This is a genomic window from Alteribacillus sp. YIM 98480 (genome assembly GCF_009765375.1).
GTDB lineage: Bacteria > Bacillota > Bacilli > Bacillales > Marinococcaceae > Alteribacillus.
Genome location: NZ_VTOK01000009.1, coordinates 192,793 through 216,493 on the forward strand (window position 1 = coordinate 192,793; position 23,701 = coordinate 216,493).

Consider the following 23,701-nt stretch of genomic DNA (forward strand, 5'->3'; position numbering starts at 1 on the left):
CACATCGTGTGGAAGTACGTCCTGTGACAACGCTGAACTGGCTTGCACAGGAGGTGTTGACTTTTGCGTTGCGACAGGACGTCGCGGTTTTAGCAAAAGTTCCTCTTAATCGTGTGCGCCTGAGCGGCTAGGCGTTGAAGCTAGACATCAAAAACGCCAAATATTTATCATTTCTTATCTTTTAAGAAAAGCGCAAGCGCCTTGCTCACGAGCGACAAGTCCTGGAGGGGCGGCATATGGAAAGCTGATCTTTGCTTTCCATTGACAAACCGAAGGAATCTCGAGCGAGCAGGCGCTTGCGCTAGACATGTAAAACGCTAAATATTTATCATTTCTTACCTTTTAAGAAAAGCGTAAGCGCTCTAAAATGGAAGTTTTGGCTGCTCAAATATAAACGCACCTAAACCAAAACGTGCAAGAGGCGTTTTGCTCTCTTGCACGTTTTGGTGTCCTAGTTATGTGTGTGTATCTCTAGTGTATTGATATTTTTATTCAAGAACAATACGTCTTCACATTGTTCAAAAATCGTTCATAATTTGTTTCATTTTCACTGCACATCTTCTTCCTATTTGTCTCCTATATTTAAAGCCTGATGCAATTCCTCGTTTGAGTTTTCCCACATCTCTTCATTGAAACCTTTTAAAAAAGCGCCAAGTATCTTTTTAGAGTGATCGTCCATGTTATTAACCACGATACGGCCTTTTAGGGATTTATCCATATTGTTCACATGCTCTGGCATGCTTTTATAGCCTTTACGAATTCGTTTTTCTCCTCTTTCAATGAGCATTTCACAAGCGGTAACTCCCGTATAAAAAGGCTTGCCCCCTTCTTTATGATCGACAGTAACCCAAACCATCCAATACAGCCTGCCATCTGGGACATCTTCTTTATTTTGAGAAAACTTCACCCGTTTTTCTACTTCTGAGCGAGCGTGCAAGGCTCCCATGTCTACATAAGCATCGTTATCTTCTGGGTCCACAATAATAGGCGACATATTGTCTAAAGTTAATGCCCCGACACCGTAACCTCCATGTCCGTCTGTTGAATCACCGCTTAATATGTTAAAACCGCCGCCTTTTCTTTTCTTATCGCCTTTGTCAAAAAGATCCATTTGAATCGTCTCCTTTGAAAATAATCTCTAATTTTATCATACGTTTTTATTGCTTTCGTTTCAAAGAATCAATAAAATCCCAAGCTTCCTCAATGTCCGATTCGGAGTAATTCTGGCTTTTTTTCAGAGTAAATACTTTATTCTTCACCTCGGCTTTTGATAATTCGTCAAAGTAAAGCATAGTAGATACTAATTCAAGAAACTTAGAACTATGGTCATTTAGTTTTTTAACCAATCCTAGTGCTTCCTCTTCGGGCCAATCCATTGGAAACTTTTCTAAAAACGTTTTTCCATCATCAGTCACTTTATAACGATATTGGTAATATCCAGACTTCTTTTCTTTTAATTCGGTCACAAAGCCAAGACTGCAAAGTTCTTCTACTCGCAATGTTAACTCTTCTGAATATGGTCCGTACATATGAAACGTATATTTTTCTTGAAGAGGTAAATTCATTTTCTTACCTATATATACAATCTTTTGTAATTTTTTTCGTCCGACTATTACTTCAGCGTCGTTCAGCAAAGTCATAATTTTAGCATGATCCGGCAACACCGCTAGTCCTCCTTCACCTGAAACAATCCCCGTTTGTGTTATGTATGTCTATTATTTATTACTCTATTTCTCTTTTCCCTTCTTGGACTTGCAATATGTCTCTAATTTGCTTTTTTTCATGTTCATTTCCAGGAGTATCGAGCCATTCTTTTGGGTAATACAACTTGTGGTCCGTTCGCTTTTTCCCGGAAATAGCCTCTACAATATCCGATTCCCGCGATAGTTCACGCAGTTTTTTATCTGGCATTAACAAATGAATCGGCATTCGTTCTTCTTCCTCTTCACCTGGCCGATAAAAATCATACGGGAGATCAGAAGAAGAATCAATAACCAAATAATATTCAGGATCAACCCCCGTTTTTCTAAACAATTCTTGCAATTTCATCCAATCATTCATTACAAAATTCTGGTCAAATTCTACATATTTAAACAGACGGCGGTTCATAAAACGTTGACAGAGATCTCTTAAAATACGGTCTTCTTCCTGCTGCCACATTTGAAAATAATATAATATAACTGCTTCATCGAGCTGGAGATATTCTTCTAAGGGGAGTTCTCCTTTAAAAAAGCCTTGAAAATGATAAGGGTGTTGTTTAAATGAATACCCGCTTTCTTGGAGAGCTTTCACCCGTTGGAGAATCTTGCTTAATATAACTTCTGCACTTCGAGTAACAGGGTGAAAATATACTTGCCAATACATTTGATAACGGCTCATAATATAATCTTCGACGGCATGCATACCAGTATTTTTAATAACTACCTGGTCTTCTGTCGGCCGCATGACCCGTAAAATTCGTTCCATATCAAAGTGACCGTAGCTGACCCCTGTATAAAATGCATCACGCTGTAAATAATCCATTCTATCTGCATCTATTTGACTTGATATCATGCTTATTACAAGCTTATTAGGATATGTTTTCTCAATAACATCCGCAACCTTTTGAGGAAAATCCTCTCCCATTCGGCGAAGGACTTGATTGACTTCCGTGTCCCCTGCAATGATTTTTCTCGTCCACCATTCATGATCAGTTTGAAACACTTTTTCAAATGAATGAGAAAAAGGACCATGCCCAATATCATGTAATAGTGCTGCACTTAAACAGAGCAAGCGTTCATTTTCTTGCCAATGCGGTTTGCCTTCAAAGACTTCAATAATCCGCCGCATGATTTCATATACGCCTAGTGAATGGTTAAATCGAGTGTGCTCAGCTCCATGAAAGGTTAAGAAAGTAGTGCCAAGCTGACGGATACGACGAAGACGCTGAAATTCTTTTGTTCCGATTAAGTCCCATATAAGCTCATCACGAACATGAATATAACGATGTACCGGATCTTTAAATACTTTTTCCTCCTGCAGCTTGCGATTGCCTGTTTTCATGCCAGCTTACGCTCCCTTTTGTCGTCCTCTTTCGATTTCATCGATTCGCTCTCTCCATTATACCAATCCTTTTGATTATTAATCAAAACGATTTTAGAAAAACTTGGCCAGCGCCAAGCCTTTAGGCGAAGGTGATTGTCCTCAACATTTTGAGGACGTCGAGGATTCATCCACGCTAAAATTTTATACTTTCCTCAGTGTGAAAAAAATCCCGAAGCCGTTTATCAGCTTCGGGACATGACATTATGTTGTTTCGGCTGCTTCTTTTTTCTTCTGTTCCGAACGATCAACAATATAGGCACAGGTGGCATCACCCGTAATATTTAAAGCGGTTCTAAGCATATCCAGCAACCGGTCCACACCGAGAATTAATGCGATCCCTTCAACGGGAAGTCCGACTTGCTGCAATACCATAGAAAGCATGATTAACCCAACTCCAGGTACACCTGCTGTACCAATACTTGCAAGAGTTGCTGTTAAGACAACCATAACCAGTTGTGAAAAAGCAAGATCCATGCCATAGACTTGAGCGATGAATACTGTCGCGACAGCCTGCATAATAGCCGTACCGTCCATATTTATCGTGGCTCCAAGCGGCTGCACAAAACTGCTGACTGATTTACTTATACCAAGCCGTTCTTGAGCAGTTCTCATAGAAATAGGAAGCGTTCCGCTTGAACTTGACGTACTGAATGCTACGGTCATAGCCGGGAAGAAATTTTTATAAAAGTGTATAGGACTTACTTTTCCTAAGCCTTTTAGTGCAATACTGTACGTGATGAGAGCATGCAATAAAAGTGCGAGAATAATGGTGATCATGTACATCAGCATTTGTTGAAGACCTTCTACCCCAGCATCTCCAATGGCCGAAGCAATTAAGGCAAATGCCCCGTACGGAGCAGTATACATGACTATATTGACAAGAAACATCATTACTTCATTTCCCTGTTCAAGAAGTTTATAGAGGCCTGCTGTTTTATCACCGAGTTTAGCAAGAGCGATACCAAAGAAGATCGCTATTGCAATAATTTGCAGCATTTCAGCATCCGCCATAGCGCTGACTGGGTTATCTGGTATGATGTTTAGAAGCGTGTCCATAATAGGCGGTGCTTCCTCTGCTTCATAGTTTGCGCTGTCTGTATTAAATGCCCCTTCTTGGCCCGGCTGAATCAAATAAGCAAGACCAAGTCCAATCACAAGGGCAATAGTTGTAGTAATCAAATAAAACCCAATTGTTTTACCGCCGATTCTTCCAAGCTGCACAGGATCTTTTAAACTGGCCGTTCCAAGTGCTATAGAAATAAAAACGATAGGTACAACAAGCATCGTTATAAGATTGAGAAAAATTTGACCTATAGGATTTAGAAAATACGTATCAAGTGCACCAAAGACATTATCTGGTACAAAATTTAAAATAAGACCTACAATTACCCCTAATACAAGGGCTATAAGTATTTTTTGCGTTAAGTTTTGCATGAATGGCTGCTCCTCTCTGATGTGATCTCAACTGTAATGAAAAAGCTTCTCTCCTTTTAAGATAACTTGCCTTATTTCCAAGAAAACAAAACCTATGGCAACGCGGCATAAGTCCGCCCTATACGGTGGATAAGTTTTTTACTTTAACAGCCCATAAATTCTATAATCGAACGTCTTCATTCATTAGTTTCCCTCTATGTTTATTTATATAAACCGATAATTTTCTAAATTTTTTAACAGGTTTATTTTTTTATAAAGAAACTCGGCTAGCGCCAAGCCTTTAGATGCAGGCGATTGCTTAGTTGCACTTATACTGATTTCTTCAAAATTTTAACGATGTCGATGATTCATCCATGCTATATTTTATATCTTCATATCAGTTGCAAGCAAAAACCGTTCAGTATTTGAACAAATTTCAAACCGTATATAAAACTTCTCACACAATTATTAACGTTTTAATCTTCGTTCCACTTTATTCATTAACTGATCTTCGTCGAATGCTGCGAGCGGGCGATTATTCACAAATACAAACACTTTTTTTCGCCCAGGGCCGCAATATGACTGACAGCCAATATCAACAGCAGCGTCAGGATCCATATTCTTTAACTTGGGAAGCAGTGTTTTTAGATTGGTAGCCTGGCAATCATCACACACACGAAATTCATTAACCATGATTTGCGCCGTCCCTTTCCAGTTTCTTCTATTTCTTAACGAGTAGAAAGCTGCTTTTAAAGCATTTTACAGTATAACACATGAACAAACGAACGCAACATTAGAAAAACTTGATTTGCCGCCAAATCAAATCGTGGAAGTTGTAAATTTTTCTTATTTTTTACTTGAATTAATTTCATAAGTGCTATGTTGATTATCAAAGACGAACGATAACAATAGCATTTTATTAATGTTCGTTTATAACGATATAGAAATGAATGATGAAATTCATTCACTTAGCAACGTTAAACTACAACACTAAGGCAATTATTTTTCCCTTGTTTGGTTTCGTGCTATAATCATAAAAGCTTTTAAGATGGAATTTTATAAAAAGATCGGGGAAATGAAGATGAATGTAAAAGACATGCTGGCAAACCAAACATGGAGATGGCTGGATCAATCAAGTTCAGGCCTGCATTTCAATCCGCTCCAATCCTTTGCACTTGATGATACACTATGTACAAGTGTTGGAGAAGGCTCTTCTGTCCCAGTCATGCGTGCTTGGGTACATTCTCCAACTGCAGTACTAGGTATTCAAGACAGTCGTCTTCCTTATGTCCAGGATGGTATACAATACTTAAAAGACAATGGCTATCAAGTTATTGTTCGAAATTCAGGAGGATTAGCGGTCCTTCTGGACAAAGGTATTTTTAACCTCTCATTCATTTTCAAGGAGAATAAAACATTTTCAATAAACGATGGCTACAACTTTATGTGGAACATCATCAAAATAATTTTTGATGATGCACCTGGCTTAATAGATGCTTACGAAATAAAGGGCTCGTATTGTCCGGGAAGTTATGACTTAAGTATAAACGGAAAAAAATTCGCCGGTATCTCGCAGCGCCGTATTCGCGGAGGAGCAGCTGTGCAGGTTTACCTGGCAGTTTCAGAAAGCGGCGCAGCCCGAGCTGAACTGCTTAAATACTTTTACGAAAGAGCTGCCCGCGGTGAACCTGCCCGGTTTGAATGGCCTCGGATACAGCCGAGTGTTATGGCGTCGTTGACAGAGCTTTACGATCAATCCTTTAGCATAAACGATATTCTCTATCGTCTCCTTACTTCAGTAAAAGAAGAAGGTGCCCTCATTCAACCGTCTTCGCTTACAAATGAAGAGCTCCACCGCTTCGATTATCTTTACCAGCGAGTGGTCGAGCGAAACAACAAAGCTTTACAAGCAGAACTAAAATCTTAAAATGATTTAGAAATCCTTCTTTGAAAAACCTGACAAAAACCGACCGGAACTGGTCCGATCGGTTTTTTCTAGCTGTTTTTATCGTAATTAGGCGATAAGACTCCCACTTCAAGGAGCGTTAGCGAGTAAATGGGAGATGAATCGCCTTCGGACAAGATATGGCTTTAGCTATCTCTATGGCCCGACAATCCCCCTCCGTCTCCTTGTTAAGAAGCCAAAATATTTTAAATAAAAAAGAGAATATACGTTCCCTTTTTCGTGCCATTGCCTTATAATAAGAGTAGCTTACATTCTTCACGGGAAGAGGTGGGGGAAATGGTGGTTCACAAAGCATATAAATTCCGGATCTATCCAACCAAAAAACAGGAAGTACTTATTGCGAAAACCATTGGTTGTAGTCGTTTTGTGTTTAATCATTTTCTTGCTAAATGGAGAGACACGTATCAAGAAACAGGCAAGGGATTAACGTATAACACCTGTTCCAAACAGTTAACACAACTCAAGAAAGAATGGATTTGGTTAAAAGAAGTGGACAGCGTTGCTATTCAATCTTCTCTTAAAAACCTTGCCGATTCCTATACACGATTCTTCAAGAAAGAGAACAAAGCACCGCGGTTTAAGTCGAAAAAGAACAGGGTGCAATCTTATACGACGAAACAAACAAACGGTAATATCGCCGTGATGGATAGCAAAATCAAATTACCGAAACTTGGATGCATTACATTTGCAAAAAGCCGTAACGTAGAAGGTCGCATTCTTCGTGCTACAGTTAGAAGGAACCCAAGCGGCAAATACTTTGTATCCATTCTGGTAGAAACAGAAGTCCATGAGCTGCCCAAAACCCATTCATCCGTTGGGATGGATGTTGGCATAAAGGACGTTGCCATTTTGTCGGATGGCACGGTGTATAAAAACCATAAATATTTTCGAACACTCGAAAAGAAATTAGCAAAAGCACAGCGGATTCTTTCAAGGCGTAAGAAAGGCTCTTCTAATTGGCACAAACAACGAATAAAAGTTGCACGACTTCACGAGAAAATCTCAAACGCACGAAATGATTACTTGCATAAAATCTCTACCGATATTGTTAAAAACCACGACATTATAGGTATAGAAGATTTGCAAGTATCAAACATGTTAAAGAATCATAAATTAGCTAAAGCGATAAGTGACGTATCGTGGTCCCAATTCCGTACCATGCTTGAATACAAAGCAACGTGGTATGGAAAGCAGGTAGTAGCTGTTGAGAAAAATTTTCCTTCCAGTCAATTGTGTTCAAGCTGCGGGTACAAAAATAAAGACGTTAAACACCTCGCCTTACGTGAGTGGGAATGCCCTACATGTCATACCCAGCACGATAGAGATAGAAACGCAAGTATCAATCTTCGCAAGGAAGCATTGCGATTAACCGGAGGGACTTCGGGGATAGCCTAATAAATTAGAAGCCGTTAGGTTTCTGTACTTAGGAATCCCCCACCTCTTAGCATAAGCGTAGGTGGGGGTAGTTCAAGAATTAATGAGTTGAGTTTTTTTTTCTATAATTGCTTGTTTGGCTGTAATTAAGGCTAGCTTGTAAACATCATCTGTGCTGCAGCCGCGTGATAAATCATTTACTGGTTTGTTCAACCCTTGTAGTATCGGCCCAATTGCATCGTATCCCCCAAGACGTTGAGCGATTTTATAACCAAGGTTTCCTGATTCTAGGCTTGGGAAAATAAAAACGTTCGCTTCGCCTTGCAGCGGGGAATCAGGAGCTTTTTTTTCAGCCACAGCCGGAACAAATGCAGCATCAAATTGGAACTCTCCGTCTATAACAAGATCAGGGCGGTTTTTTTGTGCTGATTCAGTTGCTTCCGACACCTTTTTTGTTTCCATGGATGAAGCTGACCCCTTTGTTGAAAAGCTCAACATAGCCACTTTTGGATTAATATCAAACGCTTTTGCTGTTTCTGCTGTAGAAATGGCTATTTCCGCCAATTCCTCTGCATTTGGAGAAATATTGATCGCACAGTCTGCAAATACAAATTTCTTTTCTTCCTTTACCATAATAAAAACGCCAGATGTTTTTTGAATGCCTGGTTTTGTTTTAATAATTTGCAGAGCTGGTCGAACAGTGTCCCCTGTGGAATGAGCTGCTCCGCTAACTAAACCGTCTGCATAATTTAGGTACACCAGCATTGTTCCAAAATAATTTGGATCTTGTAATTTTTCTTTCGCACTTTCTTCTGTCTCTTTTCCTTTTCTTCGCTCCACAAAAGCAGAAACGAGTTTATCAAAGTTTTTATAAGAAGAGGGGTCGTAAATGTCCACATCTTCAAAAGAGATGCCTAAAGAGTTTGCTTTTTCCTGCACCTTGTCTTTATTTCCAACAACAATAGGCTTAAGCATTTTATCGTGTGACAGCTTAGCCGCTGCTTTTAAAATTCTATCATCTTCCCCTTCTGGAAAAACAATGGAAGGATAGTCTGCTTTTACCTGACCTTTAATTGTTTCAAACAGGTCGCTCACTGTCATTCCTCCTTGAATTAATCCTATATCATAAAGCGGGCTGCTCACTCATTTTTCATAAGATCATGCTCACCCATCATTCACCTGTACGTTTATTTAGACTCAGTACTTATTTTACCCCAAATAAAGCTGTATTTATCTATTTTGTTGCATGTCGTGTTTTTCATAAATAAGGATACTCCTCTTTTTTAAAAAAATAAACCAACTTGTATAAAATAACAAAAATAGAAATTTTCTAAACGGTATTCGCTTACACAACTCCCGTCTTTTAAAGCGTTTACAATGGAGTGTATATTGATCAAGTGTTAAAACAAAAATATATAAATATAATATTTCACCCGTTTCACGTGAAACATTCTTACCCTTTTTTAAGAATTCATTTTAAAAAAGGGGACATAAAGGGTATGTGTACCTAACAAATGTTTATGCTAGTAAAAAAGTTTAGGCTCCGACATTAAAATCGAGATTTATATAAAAGACACCAGGGGGTTATTATATGGATTATGAACATCTCTTTTCTTCAATCACCTTAAGAGATACAACATTGCAAACCCGCATTTTTATGGATTCGATGCTTGACCATCTAACAGGAAAAGATTTAGAGAAACAAGCGGATTATTATGGACAAAAATGCAAAGAAGGTATTGGTTTAATCATTATTGGAAGAGCTGAGGTTACTAAGAAAGAAAGCAGTGATTCTGATTTTTTGTCTATCACAGAAGAGAAGAGTGTAGAGCATTTCAAAAAGTTGACAGAATATGTCCATGAATCAGGCGGAAAAATTGCTCTTCAGCTTATTGAATCAGGCGGTTCTCTTCTTCATCCTTCCCAAAGTGCCGGTCAGTATCAAATAATGCCTGAAAAAGATATATATAAAATGATAGAAGCATTTGCTGCAGGGGCAAAGAAGACAAAACAAGCAGGTTTTGATGCTGTAGAAATAGTAGGATCCGACGGTTACCTTATCAATCAATTTTTATCTTCCTTATCGAACACACGGAAGGATAAATGGGGAAAAACCTTTGAAAACCGGATGCATTTTCCTTTAGCAGTAGCCAGACATGTTAGAGAATACGTTGGTGAACATTTTCCTATTATTTATCGGATACCTGGATTTACTCTTAGTCATGACAGCACAACGGAAGAAGATATTATTCATTTCGCCAAACAACTTAAGTACTCAGGGGCAGATTTATTAAATATTGGTATTGGATGGAATGAGAAACACTCCGAACAGCCCATCGAAGTACCTGAACATAAGTTTTTACACCTTGCAGAGCAAATCAAATCTTATGTTTCAATTCCTGTTGGAATTACAAAACAAATGACCATGAAATCTGCAGAAGAAGCGGCAGCAAAGGGAATAACTGATACAATATGTTTGCCGGAATCGTTTACTAATCAACAAAAATCTAACGTCAGCGAAAGAAAGTCAAACAAGAATTCTTAAAACGTACAGGAAAACCCCTAGTTGATGGTGTATATTACTTATTAATAAACATTTATAGGATTATTTCTTGTTAAGGAGCCTAGACTCGTCGTCGAGTCGTTTTTGCAGACACCGTCGTTTTCCTATACTATTTACCGATTACATTTTATGCGTTCTTAACAGGTCGAGAAAGGAGTTAAATGATATGAAGCAAGAAACTGTATTATATGAAAAAGAAGAGAGTATTGCTCGTATTATTTTAAATAGACCGCAAGTGAAAAACGCTTTAAATCTCCAGATGCACGAAGAATTGTTTGACTGTTTTAATGAGGCAAATAATGATGAGAATGTAAATGTCATTATACTTCAAGGAGCCGGAGATGCTTTTTGTGCAGGTGCTGATTTAAAAAGCGTTGCGGTTAATGATACAGAACATTTTGATTATGGTTTGTATTTAAGGGAAACGTATAATCGTTTAATTTTATTTATTGCAGATATTCAAAAACCTGTTATAGCCTATTTAAATGGCATTGCTGTAGGAGCCGGGCTCAGCATTGCTCTAGCGTGTGATTTTCGTATAGCCGAGTATGACACAAAAATGGCATTGAGTTTTTTAAAAATAGGTCTTGTTCCTGATGCAGGAGCTTCTTATTTTCTCCCCCGCCTCGTCGGTCTAAGTAAAGCAATGGAGTTAGCACTCGGAGAAACGATTTCCGCAGAAGAAGCATACCGAATTAATTTGATTACGAAAATTGGAAAACCAGATGAATTTGCACGTTCTCTTGCTTCTGTTCCACCTCAGGCTTATGGCCTAATGACCCAAAACATGAAAGAAGGGTTTGAAAAAAGTCTTGCTGATGTACTGGAAATGGAAGTTTCCGCACAAAGTCAGGCTGGGGCTACAGAAGAACACAAACAAGCTTTAAAACAATTTTTATCTTAGTTTAGCAAAGACATTAATAGCGACATAGTACAACTTATAACTTTCTACCTGAATAAAAACAGATTGACAAGGAAAAGAGTCTGCAGCTAGCTTTCTTTCAGTAGAAATAATGAATATGGTATAGTGGAAGACGAAAAGATAGGTTTATTTAAAGGAGTGGTACATAGTGGGAGAAGCATCTCAAACACTTGATGGTTGGTTCTGTCTCCATGACTTGCGAAAAATAGACTGGGCATCCTGGAAAAAAGTTCCCAGTGAAGAACGGCAAAGTATGATCCATGAGTTTTTAAACATGCTTGAATCATGGCAGAGCGTAGAGGATAATAAAACAGGCAGCCATGCTCTGTATACGATTATCGGCCAAAAAGCTGATATTATCATGATGGTTCTTCGTCCTAATATGCAAGAATTAAATGAGGTTGAAACGGCTTTTAACAAATTAAAACTTGCAGATTATACGATCCCTTCCTATTCTTACGTTTCCGTAGTAGAGCTTGGTAACTATATGCCGCCAAAAGATGGAAGTGACCCGTTAGACAGCCCTGAAATTCGCGAAAGAATTTTTCCTACATTGCCAAAGTGGAATCATATTTGTTTTTACCCAATGGATAAAAAGCGTGAAGGCAGCGATAATTGGTATTCCCTTCCAATGAAAGATCGACGTGAATTAATGAAAGCACATGGCATGACGGGGCGAAAGTACGCAGGTAAAATAAAGCAGATTATCACAGGCTCTACCGGTCTTGATGATTGGGAATGGGGTGTAACTCTGTTTGCACACGAAGCACTTCAATTTAAAAAGCTAGTCTATGAAATGCGCTTTGATGAGGTTTCAGCCAAATACGGAGATTTTGGCCAATTTTTCGTAGGTAATATTTTACCTCCTGAAAAAGTGGAATCTTTCTTACATGTATAAACACCTCTATATGATATGAAGAGTTGATTTTCAAAAGAAAATCAGCTCTTTTTTTATAGCATATGCACCAATCGAGTGACATACATTGAAATAGTGTGAACCGCATTTAGTTAAGGCGGGTGATTGTATGGCCATGGTTCAAGCTTACACCTATGATAAATCAGCTTCTTGCTCTTTAATAAAAGCAGAAGCGAAAGGAGTTTTTTTTCCCTGATTGATTATGTGAAAGTTTATTAGTAAAAATAAGTAAATTATGAAGGAGGATAAGTATGTATAGTTACTATCCATGGTATGGTTATCCAGTTCAAGGTTACGAAACCCCCTCCCCTTATGACATGATGCGGCAAGGAAACGGCAATGGTATGTACGGATATGGGATGAACGGTATGAATGGTATGAATGGCATGAATGGCATGAATGGGATCAATGGCATTAATGGTGCGGATATGCTGCCAATAGAACAATCTTACATCGAAAACATTTTGCGGCTGAATCGCGGAAAACCTGCAACAGTTTATATGACATTTGAAAATAATCCAGAATGGCAAGCAAGAGTCTTCCATGGAATTATAGATGAAGCCGGCCGAGATCATATTATATTAAGAGATGAACGAAATAATAAATGGTATTTACTATTAATGGTGTATTTAGACTATATTGTTTTTGATGAAGAAATTGAATACCAGTACCCATTTGAAGACGGCCCTGGTGCTTTTCAAGAATAATCTCACCTTGATCAATCTTTATTAATGTTTATTTTTTCCTCATTTAGGTTATTAGAAAATATAATGTAAGTTGTAAGAAGCAGCGTATCCCCCGTGGCGGCGCTGCTTTTTCGTTCATCCTAAAAATTTGATCATATCTCTTGAAAGTCAAAAAAGGTCAATGTATAATACAACTACAAGGTCAAAGATAGTCAAAGTCAAAGCAAAAGAATTGATCTTTATTGATGGTAGAAGTTATGATACCCATCCAAAGGACCTTTTTAAAGAAAACCGCCTAACAGTGTAAAACAACAAACAGTTATTTTTTCTTTATAAAAACATTTACGTAAAAATAAAGGAGGTACACGTATTATGAGACAATGTGAAAACTGTAAACAGCGTCAGGCACGCATTGAACTAAATATGAACCTTAATGGCCACCATCAAAAAATGCATCTATGCGACATTTGTTACCGGGAAGTCCGCAATGATATGAAACAGCCTTCTGGTTTCGGCAGCTTTGGAGGACAATCGTCCCCATTTGACCAAATGTTCAATGATATGATGAATTCTCAAATGGGTGCCATTGCGGGCAGTGAAGGACAAGCCCAAGAAGGAAATGGACAAGGTGGAGGCTTGTTGAATGATCTAGGCAAAAATTTGTCTGATGCAGCCCGGGCAGGAATGATTGATCCAGTTATCGGACGAGACAAAGAAGTGGAACGCGTGATTGAAACATTAAATCGCCGTAATAAAAATAATCCTGTTCTTATCGGTGAGCCGGGTGTAGGTAAAACTGCGATTGCTGAAGGGCTAGCGCTGCGGATTTCAGAAGGGAATGTCCCAAACAAACTAAAAAATAAAGACATTTACTTGCTTGATGTTTCTTCCTTAGTCGCAAACACCGGCGTTCGCGGTCAATTTGAAGAACGAATGAAGCAGCTTCTAAAAGAACTGCAAGAGCGTAAAAACGTGATCGTATTTATCGATGAAGTTCACCAGATTGTTGGAGCTGGATCAGCTGAAGGTTCTTCTGACGCCGGTAATATTATGAAACCAGCTCTTGCACGAGGAGAAATTCAAGTAATCGGTGCAACGACTCTTGCTGAATACCGTAAAATTGAAAAAGATGCGGCACTTGAACGCAGATTTCAACCAGTTATGGTGGATGAACCAAATCTTGAAGATGCTGTTGCTATCCTCCAAGGCCTGCAAGAAAACTACGAAAAATACCATCAAGTTTCTTTCACTGAGGATGCGTTAAATGCTTGTGTTCACCTTTCTAATCGTTATATCCAGGATCGCTTCCTCCCGGATAAAGCCATTGATTTAATGGATGAAGCAGGTTCCAAAATCAACCTGGCCCATAGTGAGGACGACGAACACGAAGTGCAAAGCCGCCTCGAACAGATTGCTGTAGAAAAAGAAAAAGCCACACAGCAAGAAGATTATGAACGAGCAGCAAAACTGCGCGACGAAGAAGCAAAACTTCAGAAACAGTTGGAAGACGCTTCACAAAACAGTGAGAAATCAAACGAAAAAGCAATAGTTGACGTAGAAACGATTGAAAAAATAGTAGAAAACAAAACAGGCATTCCAGTACGCCGACTTCAAAAAGATGAACAACAAAAAATGAAAGATCTTCCTGAACGCCTTCGAGCAAGCGTTATAGGTCAAAACGATGCTGTCAGCAAAGTTGCACGCTCGATTCGCAGAAACCGGGCCGGCCTTAGAAAAGGAATCCGTCCTATCGGCTCCTTCCTCTTTATTGGGCCAACAGGGGTCGGAAAAACCGAGCTTTCCAAATCTCTAGCAGAAGAAATGTTTGGAGATAGTGAAGCAATGATTCGTCTTGATATGAGTGAATATATGGAAAAACACTCTGTATCAAAGCTAATCGGTTCACCGCCCGGATATGTCGGACATGACGAAGCAGGACAGCTGACAGAACGAGTACGTCGTAAGCCATACAGCATCATCCTTTTGGATGAAATTGAAAAAGCCCACCCTGATGTGCAGCATATGTTCCTGCAAATCATGGAAGACGGGCGTTTAACAGACAGTCAAGGACGTACAGTAAGCTTTAAAGACACGGTATTAATTATGACTTCTAATGCAGGCTCAAGCATTAAGAAAGTAACTGTTGGCTTTGGTAATAAAGAGGATGTAGAGCCAAAAATTACAGAGTCTCTGTCTGATTACTTCAAGCCAGAATTTCTGAACCGCTTTGACGGCATCATTCCTTTCAATGAACTCGGAAAAGAAGATCTTGTAACTATCGTTGACCTTATGCTTGCTGAAATTATCGATGCAGCAGCAGAACAAAATATGCATGTTTCAGTGACAGACGAAGCTAAAGCAGTACTAGCCGAGCAAGGCTATGACCCTGCATTTGGTGCTAGACCGCTGCGCCGCGTCATTGAAGAAAAAGTTGAAGACGGTATTGCAGATCTTATGCTAGAAGAGGATGATCTTAAAGAAGTAAAAGTAATCGTTGAAAACAATGATATCGCTGTGGTTAAAGCTTAACAAAGGAAAACAGAAGGGTGTCCCAAACACAAACGGGGCATCCTCTTATGTTTTAGTATTTGCCCGTTAATAGATTGAAAGATAGTATTCACACAGGAAGACTTAAATGTTTCAGTATTTAAAACGTCATAAAACGTACATTGTTGTCTATCACCTCGCATGCTATGCTATATGTTGTAATTAAAATATAAAGAGGTACTTTAGATACGAAGATGAGGTGATGAAAGCCGTGATGTCTTCTGCCATAGGAAAATTACGAGTAATCGGCATGTTAGAGGGTATATCTTTTTTGCTTCTTTTGTTTTTAGCGATGCCGCTTAAATACGGCGCAGGAATGGATATGGCCGTTACTATTGCCGGGTCGGTTCATGGAGCTTTGTTTATTTTATATATCGCAGCTGTTATTTTCGTCTGGATTCAGCGGCGCTGGACTTTTTTGAGAGCTATTATTGCAATGACTGTGTCTGTTATTCCATTTGGTCCGTTTGTGTTTGATAAAAGTTTGCGTCGTGAACAAGAAACAGGTATAGCTTCTGATTCTGTTACAGGGTAGAGAAAAGAAGTTATGGAAAGAGACTGGTCAGTAAGAGGTATTGATCAGTCTTTTTTATACTGTTTAGAAAAACTCGGCTTGCCACCCGCTCCTATGGGCGAAAACGCAGTTTTGCTTATACTTTGATCTTTTAGAAGTTTAAACCAAAGTATAAAAAATGATCCGTAAATAGCACAGGCTGCCGCTATCTTCGGTCCCAATGTTTTCTAACAGCATACCTTGTCCTATGCTGCATATAAATCTGGTAAGATGAAATATGAACAAACCATGCAAATAAGATTTATTAAAGATACTAAAGGTGATACTTAATGATGGAATGGAAAAATATTTTTAGAGGGATAGCAATGGGAGCGAGCGATCTTATCCCAGGAGTCAGCGGAGGAACTATTGCTTTAGTACTTGGTATTTATCATCGTTTAATAGCAGCTATTAATAACTTTTTTAGCCGAAAATGGAAACAACAGCTTGGTTTTTTTATTCCGCTTGGCATTGGCATAGGAATTGCTGTATTAAGCTTAAGTAATTTACTGGAGTGGCTTCTTTCCGTTCACCCTCAGCCAACTTATTTCTTTTTTATGGGACTAATTTTAGGAACAATTCCTTTGTTACTAAAAGAAGCTGACTACAAACAGAAGTTTAAACCTTATCATTTTTTCATTGTTGCTGTCGCCGCTATACTTATTATTCTATCAGGAGTGTTCAAAGGAGAAGAAACAGGAGAAGTGGTCCATGCATTAACTACATCTGACTATATATATTTATTTTTCTCTGGATGGCTGGCAAGCTCTGCGATGATACTGCCAGGGGTAAGCGGTTCGTTTATCCTTTTAATTCTTGGTGTTTATGAAACAATTATTCATGCCGTCACCTCTTTACAATTCCCCGTCATTATCACTGTAGGACTGGGCATTGTTATAGGCATTACTATTATGAGCAAATTTTTGCATTATCTTTTACGTCAGCATCGAACGGGGACCTACGCTGTTATGAGCGGGCTATTGATAGGATCTTTATTTGTGATATTCCCTGGTATAGGGACTAGCTTTCTTGTTACATCCATCAGCCTATTTACCTTTTTATTAGGCTGGATCCTGACAATTATACTCGGAAAACTGGAAAGCACTTAAGAGTAAAGGATAGAATCTAGAGAAGTTATGCCTTCTTCACGGGGTAGAAACTTGGATTGCCGCCAAGTCAAAATGCCAGAAGTCTTAGTGTTTTTTATCCTTTGGCTCTTTAACAAAGTTAAACATTCCTAAAATATAAGAAAAAGGCGGACCTGTTTAATAGGAACCGCCTTTTTGATATTTTTTATATTTTTAATACTGAAATAACAAGCATAATCCAGCCTGCAATGAATGCGGTCCCTCCTATTGGAGTGATAGCTCCAAGCCAGGTTATCCCGGTAAAAGCCATGGTGTATAAGCTTCCAGAAAAAATTACAATTCCTGCAAACAAAAGCCATCCGGCCCAAGATAAAGACGCGGAACTTCCTGCATAAGCAGCAACTAAACCAATTGCCAGCAGTCCTAGGGCGTGCATAATATGGTATTGAACTCCTGTTTGATAGACTTCCATTAGCTTGTCCGATAATTTTCCTTCCAAGCCGTGTGCTCCAAACGCTCCAAATCCTACCGCTGCAGCAGCATTAAGAGCACCTAATACAATAAATATTTTCCACACCGTTTTCACCCTTCCATTTTAAGAAGACCATTAAAATTCAAGTAAATTTCCATCTGATGATGGTATCTCACTTGTCGTTCTAGCAGCAGAGGATGAATTAACTTGTTTTGTTTCTATGGAAGACTGCTTTATACCAGCAGTTTTAGAAGAAATTTTAGCTGTCTCTACGGTGTCCGTGTTTCTGTTTCTTTTGCTTTCATCAGAGGCTAGAATAATATCGCAATAAGCCTTTAACACCCGGGCGTGTTCCTTTACCACTGCTTCTTCTTTTCGATCCACTTTTTCAGCAAGCTGCATTAATTCTTCTTCCATTTTTTCCACAACTGTTCGAGCGGAAATATTCATCCTGTTCACCTGCTTTAATAAATTTTATTCTCCCGCATTATACCACAGCATACCTTTAAGCTTCTAACCTTCCCTATACTAAATAATAAAGCCAGAGCCGTTTCTATCACAGCCCTGGACTCTTCATTTCGATTATTTATCACTTAATAATCGTGTATCCGTATGCTTCAATTTTAGGATAATTCTCTTCATCTATAATCCAAAAATCTCCTTGGTCATCTTTTACAATTAATTCTTTATTTACAGCTTCTTCTTTTGCTTCTTTTTCACTGTCAAACTTTTTGGCTGGAATTTGCATATCATCAACAATGATGAATGCCATACCTAACACCTCCATTTACCGAAAAATGTACCCGGCAGCACGGAAATTTAAACGGAGATGTGATCAATTGTCACAAAATTGTAAACAGAAGGCTCAGCCTTCTGTTTCGTTAAGGTACATACGTAACTTTTTCATATCCTTCCTGTTTACGACACTTTTAGAAGATTGTACTTCTGATTCGGCCAATTGTTTTCTCGCTGATAAAACTGTTTTTACACCTGCTATATTTAAACCTTGATCAATTAATTCTTTGATTTCTGCACATCGATCAATCTCTTCTAAAGAAAACAGGCGCTGATTACCTTCGTTTCGTTTCGGATATATTAAACCTTGCTGTTCATAATATCGAATCTGACGAGCACTTAACGATGTCAATTCCTGTACAACACTTATGGGAAAACAAGCTGTACGGCGAGGGATATGGTCTTTCACCTCACTCTCCTCCTTTTTCTTATCGCTGCTGTTGATTTAGGTAAACATACACATCTTGCAACGTTTCATAACCTCGTTTCATTACTTCCTTTACAGAACAATTCCACAGCTCTGCAGCCATGATAGCATCTGCCAGCGCATGATGACGTTCATTAACCGGGATGTCATAATATCCACAGCAAGTTTCGAGTTCTGAAGAAGGATATTCTGGAGCTGCAATTTGAAATAAAAAAGAGGTATCAAGCAATCGATGCTGAAATTGAATTCCCGTAGCTTGATAGGTGGCGTGCTGAAGAAACCTTTGTTCGTGGCGTGCATGATGTGCCACTAAAATATCAGTCTGGATGAAAGCATAAAACTTTTGAAGTACTTCTGCTAAGGGAGGGGCGGCTTCTAATTCTTCTTTCTTCAAACCGGTTAAATTAGAGACTTCCGGAGACAAAGACTCCGGCTCACAAACAGCAGAATAAAAGGATTCTTCTTTTTTCAGCTCGCCATTTTTTATTTTCACTGCCCCTACAGATAGTATTTTATCTCCCCCATCTGGATAAAACCCAGATGTTTCTAAATCAAGTACCGTAACATTCAATGAATCTATTGGTTTTTGGAGAGGCTCTTCTGCTTTTAAGTCTTTTTGAAGCTGTCGTAAAAAAGAAAGATGGTGCGGGTTGCTTTGATCCATAGAAGAAACAAAGGGGACACCTATTTTACCGGAGACTTGACGTACCCATTGATACATTTGGTTCATTACCATAACCCTTCACCTGATTCCACTAATTTTCTCGTTTGTTGGAATAAATGTTTTCCTTCTTTAACTGCTGCTTTTAATGTTTTTTTCTGTTCTTTTGTAAGCCGGTCTACTGGCACATAATGAACGTCTTCATACGTTTGGTGGTACTTCCAAAAGGAAGCACGAAGATCAAGCATTGCCTTAAAATTTTCAATTTTCCCCTTCACAAATGAATATTTATCAACTGTTTTTTCCATCCTCTGCAGGGTAGAAGTATCATGCAGCCCTTCTTTAATAGCTAATAAACGCATAGCATGGACGTATGGAAAAAACCCTACATCTTTAATGTGAAGAGAACCAGTATAAGGCCCTTTTTCTTCCGGCAATAACTTGCCAAAAGCATTCGTCCCTTTGTGCAAATAAGAAGTATTTTGTGCTAGTCGTTCTAACAAACGAGGATCGCTGGATACTTTAAGAAAGACATGCTCTTTTATATTAGCCAGCAGTTTTTCTTCTCCTATTAATACTCGTGAATCAATAAAGGTAAGCAAATGTCGAAACGTCTCCCACTTGTCTTTTTCTAACCATTCGTCTACTTGCTGCCTCCATTCATGAATACCGTGACACCAGCGTGGGTGGGAGGCCATTACTTTACCCTCACAGCGAGGATAGCCAACAATAGCCATTCCTTCACGAATTTCTTGACCGAGGCTTAAAAAATAATCTTGATAGAAATCGTCTTTTCCATCAAAGATAATTCCGTGATCCTGGTCGCTCCATAAGGCTTGTTCTTTTCTCCCAGAACTGCCCATAACAAAGAAAGTAAAGTGAGCAGGGACCTGCCCCCGCTCACTTTCTAAACGGTGTACAGCAAGAGCAGTTGTTTCTAGCACCCATCTATCATGTGCATCATTTAATTGCTCAGGATCACCTGCCACCTTGTTTGATTCATTCTCTCTTGCTTTTTTAATCGCTTGATAACTATCAAAGGAAGGAGGGAGAAGAGCTCCCTCTTCAAAAGATGGTGAAAATTTCATGTCATCACGCACCTGTATTTACTTTATTAGACTGGGGTTGAACGTTTTCCGGGTAACCATAGCTGCCGTGTTCACTAATATCCAGTCCCATAATTTCTTCTTCCTCAGATACGCGAAGTCCTCCAATCAATGATTTAGTAATAAGCAGCAATACATAAGAAGCGATAAACGCGAACAAACCACAAGCTACAACACTTATCAACTGAACACCCAGCTGTGCAAATCCACCGCCGTAGAACAAGCCAGCTTGACCGCCATTCATCTCTGCAAGCTCTGGTGTAGCGAAGAAACCAGTAGAAAGAGTTCCCCATACACCAGCAGCACCGTGGACAGATAAAGCGAAAATCGGATCATCAATACCCATCTTTTCAAAAAACTTCATGCTGTAATAAACGAGAAGTCCGCCAATGATACCAATTACTACTGCAGCCCATGGATCAACGAATGCACAAGATGCAGTAATAGCAACAAGTCCTGCAAGTGCACCATTTAACATCGTCGGCACATCTGCTTTTCCAAGAGACGCCCAAGCTATCAGTAATGCAGCTACTGCCCCTGCTGCTGCCGCAAGTTGAGTATTCAACGCTACAAATCCAAAGAATGCATCATCTACACCTAAAGTACTACCAGCATTAAAACCAAACCAACCTACCCAAAGAAGCAATACACCAAGAGCCGTAAACACCTGGTTATGACCTGCTAGCTCATTCGGCGAACCGTCTTTGTTGTATTTACCAATACGAGGCTTTAACAGCATTGTCGCTGCCATCGCAGCCATTGCACCTGTTAAGTGAACTACCGTTGAACCAGCGAAATCTTGTTTTCCCAAACCGCCAATCCAGCCGCTGCCCCAAATCCAATGAGCAACTACCGGATAAACAAAAGCTGAAAATAATACTGCAAACACAATATAAGCTGATAATTTAGCACGTTCTGCAAAGCCTCCAAACGCCACGGTTAATGCAATAGCAGCGAATGCCAGCTGGAAAATAAAATCAACAGAACCTGCAAGACCGTCAAACATAGTCGTGAAATCACCAAAGAAAAAATCAGATAAACCTATAAATCCTCCTGCACTTTCTCCGTAAATAAATCCATAACCTACAGCCCAGAAAACGAGAGAAACAATTCCTAATGTAAAGATCGTTTTCCCGGCTATATGGCCGGCGTTTTTCATCCGGGTTGACCCGGCCTCCAAAAGAATAAATCCTCCTTGCATAAGAATAACTAGAATAAATGCAATCATGATCCAAAGATTATTCATTAAAAACATCGGATCCATAAATATTTCTCCCCTTCCTTTATATTAGATGTAAACTTAGTTAACATCTTTCGTTAGTTTATATTTTACACATTATATTTCTCATGCCTACCTTATTGTAAGAAAACCTAACATTGTTTTTAGAAGAGGAAAAAAAGCAGAACGATACCTAAGTATCACGTTCTGCTTTTCTGTCTTTATGAAGATGAATCAATTAAGTAAATCCGTGCTTCATAAGGATTTAATAAGAGGCTTTCTATTTCCTTGTGAAAAAGGCCCTGATAATTGTTTAAGAGAAGTTGATGACTAGAAAGGAGGATTCCAGCTCCATTCCACTTTGCTTGTTTACCACTAAGGTTCGTAACGATGAGAGCGTTTTGTTTGTCTCCTTCTCTTAAATAAGCGTAGATTTGATTGTCTTCTTCATTTAGTAACGTATATCGGCCATAGGTGAAAAGATCATACTGCTTTTTCAGCTTTATCATCGTTTTATAGTAGTTTAGGATAGAAGAGCTGTCTTGCTTTTGCTTATCTACATTAACTTTCTTGTAATTTGGATTGATTTTTAACCAAGGTTTTCCGGTGGAAAAGCCTGCATTTTTTTCATTTGACCATTGCATAGGGGTACGACTGTTATCTCTTGAAGTTTGCCCTAGCAATTCCAATATCTCTTTTTCTGGTACGTTTTGTGCCTTCTTTTCCCTATATATATTTTTTGCTGCTACGTCGTCATATTCTTCTATGGAAGAAAACCGAGCGTTTGTCATTCCAATTTCCTGGCCTTGATATATAAAAGGAGTGCCCTGCATGAAGAAGTACATGGTTGCTATAGCAGTAGCACTTTCCTTCCAATACTCTTTATCGTCTCCCCATGTCGAAACAACTCTTGCTAAATCATGATTTTCAATGAATAATGCATTCCAACCATTCATTTCTAATCCTTTTTGCCAACGAGTCAATACTTTCTTTAAACCTCTAACATCTAAAGTACCTTTTGTCCCAGCATCCCATAAATCAAGATGTTCAAATTGAAATATCATGTTCATTTTTCCTTTTTTTCCTACCCAAAGGTCTGCTTCCTTGACATTTACACCGTTTGCTTCTCCAACAGTTACGACGTCATAATTTCCGAAGGTCTCTTCTTTAAACTCCTGCAAGAATTTATGAATACCAGGTTGATTCATATGCATGTCAAATGAAGAGACATATTTTTTCTTTTTCGGATTCGGCATATCTGGTAATCCAGGGCGCTTTTTAATGTGACTAATCGCATCAATCCTAAACCCGTCAATTCCTTTATCAAGCCACCAATTTACGGTTTCATACAAAGCAGAACGCACTTCGGGATTTTCCCAATTTAAATCGGGCTGTTTTTTTGAAAAAACATGAAGAAAATATTGATCGGTGTTTTCATCATATTTCCAAGCGGAGCCTCCAAAAATACTTTCCCAGTTGTTAGGTTCTTGTCCGTTTTTACCATCTCTCCAAATATACCAATCACGCTTCTCGCTTTCTTTTGAAGAACGAGATTCAATAAACCACGGATGCTCATCACTAGTATGGTTTAAAACGAGATCAATGATTAATTTCATCCCGCGCTCGTGCACTTTTTGCAGCAGCTCATCAAAATCTTTCATCGTGCCAAACTCTTCAAGTATAGCTTTGTAGTCTGAAATATCGTATCCATTATCATCTTGGGGGGATTGATACATCGGGCACATCCAAATTAAATCAATCCCCAGCTCCTGTAAGTAATCTAAGCGCTGAATCAGTCCCTGTATATCGCCAATACCGTCACCGTTTGAATCTTGAAAGCTGCGGGGGTAGACTTGATAGCCTACTGCCTCTTTCCACCACACTCTTTCCATATTGACACCTCGACTTT

Annotated in this window: 24 protein-coding genes; 9 read left to right on the forward strand and 15 right to left on the reverse strand. The window is 39.0% G+C overall.

The window, feature by feature from the left end:
• Positions 1 to 174 precede the first annotated feature (174 nt).
• From FZF09_RS23075 to FZF09_RS13250, 6 genes are all read right to left on the reverse strand, one after another.
• Positions 175 to 309, reverse strand: a complete 135-nt coding sequence (locus tag FZF09_RS23075) for a hypothetical protein (RefSeq protein WP_255450548.1) — start codon at positions 307 to 309, stop codon at positions 175 to 177.
• Positions 310 to 565: 256 nt separating this feature from the next.
• Positions 566 to 1,111 (reverse strand): YwhD family protein, encoded by a 546-nt coding sequence (locus tag FZF09_RS13230; protein WP_158737072.1) that lies wholly within the window; start codon positions 1,109 to 1,111, stop codon positions 566 to 568.
• Positions 1,112 to 1,157: 46 nt separating this feature from the next.
• A complete protein-coding gene (locus tag FZF09_RS13235; RefSeq protein ID WP_158737073.1) occupies positions 1,158 to 1,664 on the reverse strand; it encodes a YwgA family protein in 507 nt (168 codons plus the stop codon).
• A gap of 58 nt (positions 1,665 to 1,722) precedes the next feature.
• Positions 1,723 to 3,042, reverse strand: a complete 1,320-nt coding sequence (locus tag FZF09_RS13240) for an HD domain-containing protein (protein ID WP_158737074.1) — start codon at positions 3,040 to 3,042, stop codon at positions 1,723 to 1,725.
• Positions 3,043 to 3,285: 243 nt separating this feature from the next.
• A complete protein-coding gene (locus tag FZF09_RS13245) occupies positions 3,286 to 4,518 on the reverse strand; it encodes a dicarboxylate/amino acid:cation symporter (protein ID WP_158737075.1) in 1,233 nt (410 codons plus the stop codon).
• A 447-nt stretch (positions 4,519 to 4,965) separates the two neighbouring features.
• Positions 4,966 to 5,190, reverse strand: coding sequence for a YuzB family protein (locus FZF09_RS13250; RefSeq protein ID WP_158737076.1), 225 nt, complete (start codon positions 5,188 to 5,190; stop codon positions 4,966 to 4,968).
• A gap of 388 nt (positions 5,191 to 5,578) precedes the next feature.
• Between FZF09_RS13250 and FZF09_RS13255 the strand changes: the two genes are divergently transcribed.
• Both FZF09_RS13255 and tnpB read left to right on the forward strand, forming a co-directional pair.
• Positions 5,579 to 6,424 (forward strand): lipoate--protein ligase family protein, encoded by an 846-nt coding sequence (locus tag FZF09_RS13255; protein ID WP_304503065.1) that lies wholly within the window; start codon positions 5,579 to 5,581, stop codon positions 6,422 to 6,424.
• A 315-nt stretch (positions 6,425 to 6,739) separates the two neighbouring features.
• Entirely contained in the window at positions 6,740 to 7,858 is a 1,119-nt protein-coding gene (gene tnpB / locus FZF09_RS13260) for an IS200/IS605 family element RNA-guided endonuclease TnpB (RefSeq protein ID WP_158737077.1), read from the forward strand.
• A 72-nt stretch (positions 7,859 to 7,930) separates the two neighbouring features.
• Here the strand turns inward: tnpB and pta are convergent, their stop codons facing one another.
• On the reverse strand, positions 7,931 to 8,932 hold the full coding sequence (pta, locus tag FZF09_RS13265) for a phosphate acetyltransferase (RefSeq protein ID WP_158737078.1): 1,002 nt from the start codon (positions 8,930 to 8,932) through the stop codon (positions 7,931 to 7,933).
• Positions 8,933 to 9,428: 496 nt separating this feature from the next.
• Between pta and FZF09_RS13270 the strand changes: the two genes are divergently transcribed.
• The 7 genes from FZF09_RS13270 (at position 9,429) to FZF09_RS13300 (ending at position 17,133) form a co-directional block, all read left to right on the forward strand.
• Positions 9,429 to 10,382 carry an oxidoreductase gene (locus tag FZF09_RS13270; protein WP_158737079.1) on the forward strand — a complete coding sequence of 318 codons (954 nt, stop codon included), beginning with the start codon at positions 9,429 to 9,431 and terminating at the stop codon, positions 10,380 to 10,382.
• Between the two features lie 184 nt (positions 10,383 to 10,566).
• Positions 10,567 to 11,304, forward strand: coding sequence for an enoyl-CoA hydratase/isomerase family protein (locus tag FZF09_RS13275; protein WP_158737080.1), 738 nt, complete (start codon positions 10,567 to 10,569; stop codon positions 11,302 to 11,304).
• 166 nt (positions 11,305 to 11,470) lie between these two features.
• Positions 11,471 to 12,220 carry a hydrogen peroxide-dependent heme synthase gene (gene hemQ / locus FZF09_RS13280; RefSeq protein ID WP_158737081.1) on the forward strand — a complete coding sequence of 250 codons (750 nt, stop codon included), beginning with the start codon at positions 11,471 to 11,473 and terminating at the stop codon, positions 12,218 to 12,220.
• Between the two features lie 269 nt (positions 12,221 to 12,489).
• Complete coding sequence (gerQ, locus tag FZF09_RS13285) at positions 12,490 to 12,945, forward strand: spore coat protein GerQ (RefSeq protein ID WP_233269499.1); 456 nt, start codon at positions 12,490 to 12,492, stop codon at positions 12,943 to 12,945.
• A 351-nt stretch (positions 12,946 to 13,296) separates the two neighbouring features.
• Complete coding sequence (locus FZF09_RS13290) at positions 13,297 to 15,453, forward strand: ATP-dependent Clp protease ATP-binding subunit (RefSeq protein WP_158737082.1); 2,157 nt, start codon at positions 13,297 to 13,299, stop codon at positions 15,451 to 15,453.
• A 229-nt stretch (positions 15,454 to 15,682) separates the two neighbouring features.
• The gene (locus tag FZF09_RS13295) at positions 15,683 to 16,006 is read left to right on the forward strand and encodes a DUF3817 domain-containing protein (protein ID WP_158737127.1); all 324 of its coding nucleotides are present in this window, start codon (positions 15,683 to 15,685) and stop codon (positions 16,004 to 16,006) included.
• 308 nt (positions 16,007 to 16,314) lie between these two features.
• Positions 16,315 to 17,133 carry a DUF368 domain-containing protein gene (locus FZF09_RS13300; RefSeq protein WP_158737083.1) on the forward strand — a complete coding sequence of 273 codons (819 nt, stop codon included), beginning with the start codon at positions 16,315 to 16,317 and terminating at the stop codon, positions 17,131 to 17,133.
• 184 nt (positions 17,134 to 17,317) lie between these two features.
• Here FZF09_RS13300 and FZF09_RS13305 read toward each other — a convergent pair whose 3' ends face one another.
• The 8 genes from FZF09_RS13305 to FZF09_RS13340 all read right to left on the reverse strand — a co-directional run bounded on the left by FZF09_RS13305 (position 17,318) and on the right by FZF09_RS13340 (position 23,684).
• The gene (locus FZF09_RS13305; protein ID WP_158737084.1) at positions 17,318 to 17,689 is read right to left on the reverse strand and encodes a DUF423 domain-containing protein; all 372 of its coding nucleotides are present in this window, start codon (positions 17,687 to 17,689) and stop codon (positions 17,318 to 17,320) included.
• A gap of 30 nt (positions 17,690 to 17,719) precedes the next feature.
• On the reverse strand, positions 17,720 to 18,034 hold the full coding sequence (locus FZF09_RS13310) for a DUF5327 family protein (RefSeq protein ID WP_158737085.1): 315 nt from the start codon (positions 18,032 to 18,034) through the stop codon (positions 17,720 to 17,722).
• Between the two features lie 139 nt (positions 18,035 to 18,173).
• The gene (locus tag FZF09_RS13315; RefSeq protein ID WP_158737086.1) at positions 18,174 to 18,356 is read right to left on the reverse strand and encodes a hypothetical protein; all 183 of its coding nucleotides are present in this window, start codon (positions 18,354 to 18,356) and stop codon (positions 18,174 to 18,176) included.
• A gap of 93 nt (positions 18,357 to 18,449) precedes the next feature.
• Positions 18,450 to 18,788 (reverse strand): MerR family transcriptional regulator, encoded by a 339-nt coding sequence (locus FZF09_RS13320; protein WP_158737087.1) that lies wholly within the window; start codon positions 18,786 to 18,788, stop codon positions 18,450 to 18,452.
• 19 nt (positions 18,789 to 18,807) lie between these two features.
• Positions 18,808 to 19,542 carry an exonuclease domain-containing protein gene (locus tag FZF09_RS13325; RefSeq protein WP_158737088.1) on the reverse strand — a complete coding sequence of 245 codons (735 nt, stop codon included), beginning with the start codon at positions 19,540 to 19,542 and terminating at the stop codon, positions 18,808 to 18,810.
• Positions 19,536 to 20,555 (reverse strand): DUF294 nucleotidyltransferase-like domain-containing protein, encoded by a 1,020-nt coding sequence (locus tag FZF09_RS13330; protein WP_158737089.1) that lies wholly within the window; start codon positions 20,553 to 20,555, stop codon positions 19,536 to 19,538. The genes FZF09_RS13325 and FZF09_RS13330 overlap by 7 nt, the downstream gene beginning before the upstream one ends.
• A gap of 4 nt (positions 20,556 to 20,559) precedes the next feature.
• Positions 20,560 to 21,837, reverse strand: coding sequence for an ammonium transporter (locus FZF09_RS13335; RefSeq protein WP_158737090.1), 1,278 nt, complete (start codon positions 21,835 to 21,837; stop codon positions 20,560 to 20,562).
• 176 nt (positions 21,838 to 22,013) lie between these two features.
• A complete protein-coding gene (locus FZF09_RS13340; RefSeq protein ID WP_158737091.1) occupies positions 22,014 to 23,684 on the reverse strand; it encodes a glycoside hydrolase family 13 protein in 1,671 nt (556 codons plus the stop codon).
• Positions 23,685 to 23,701 lie beyond the last annotated feature (17 nt).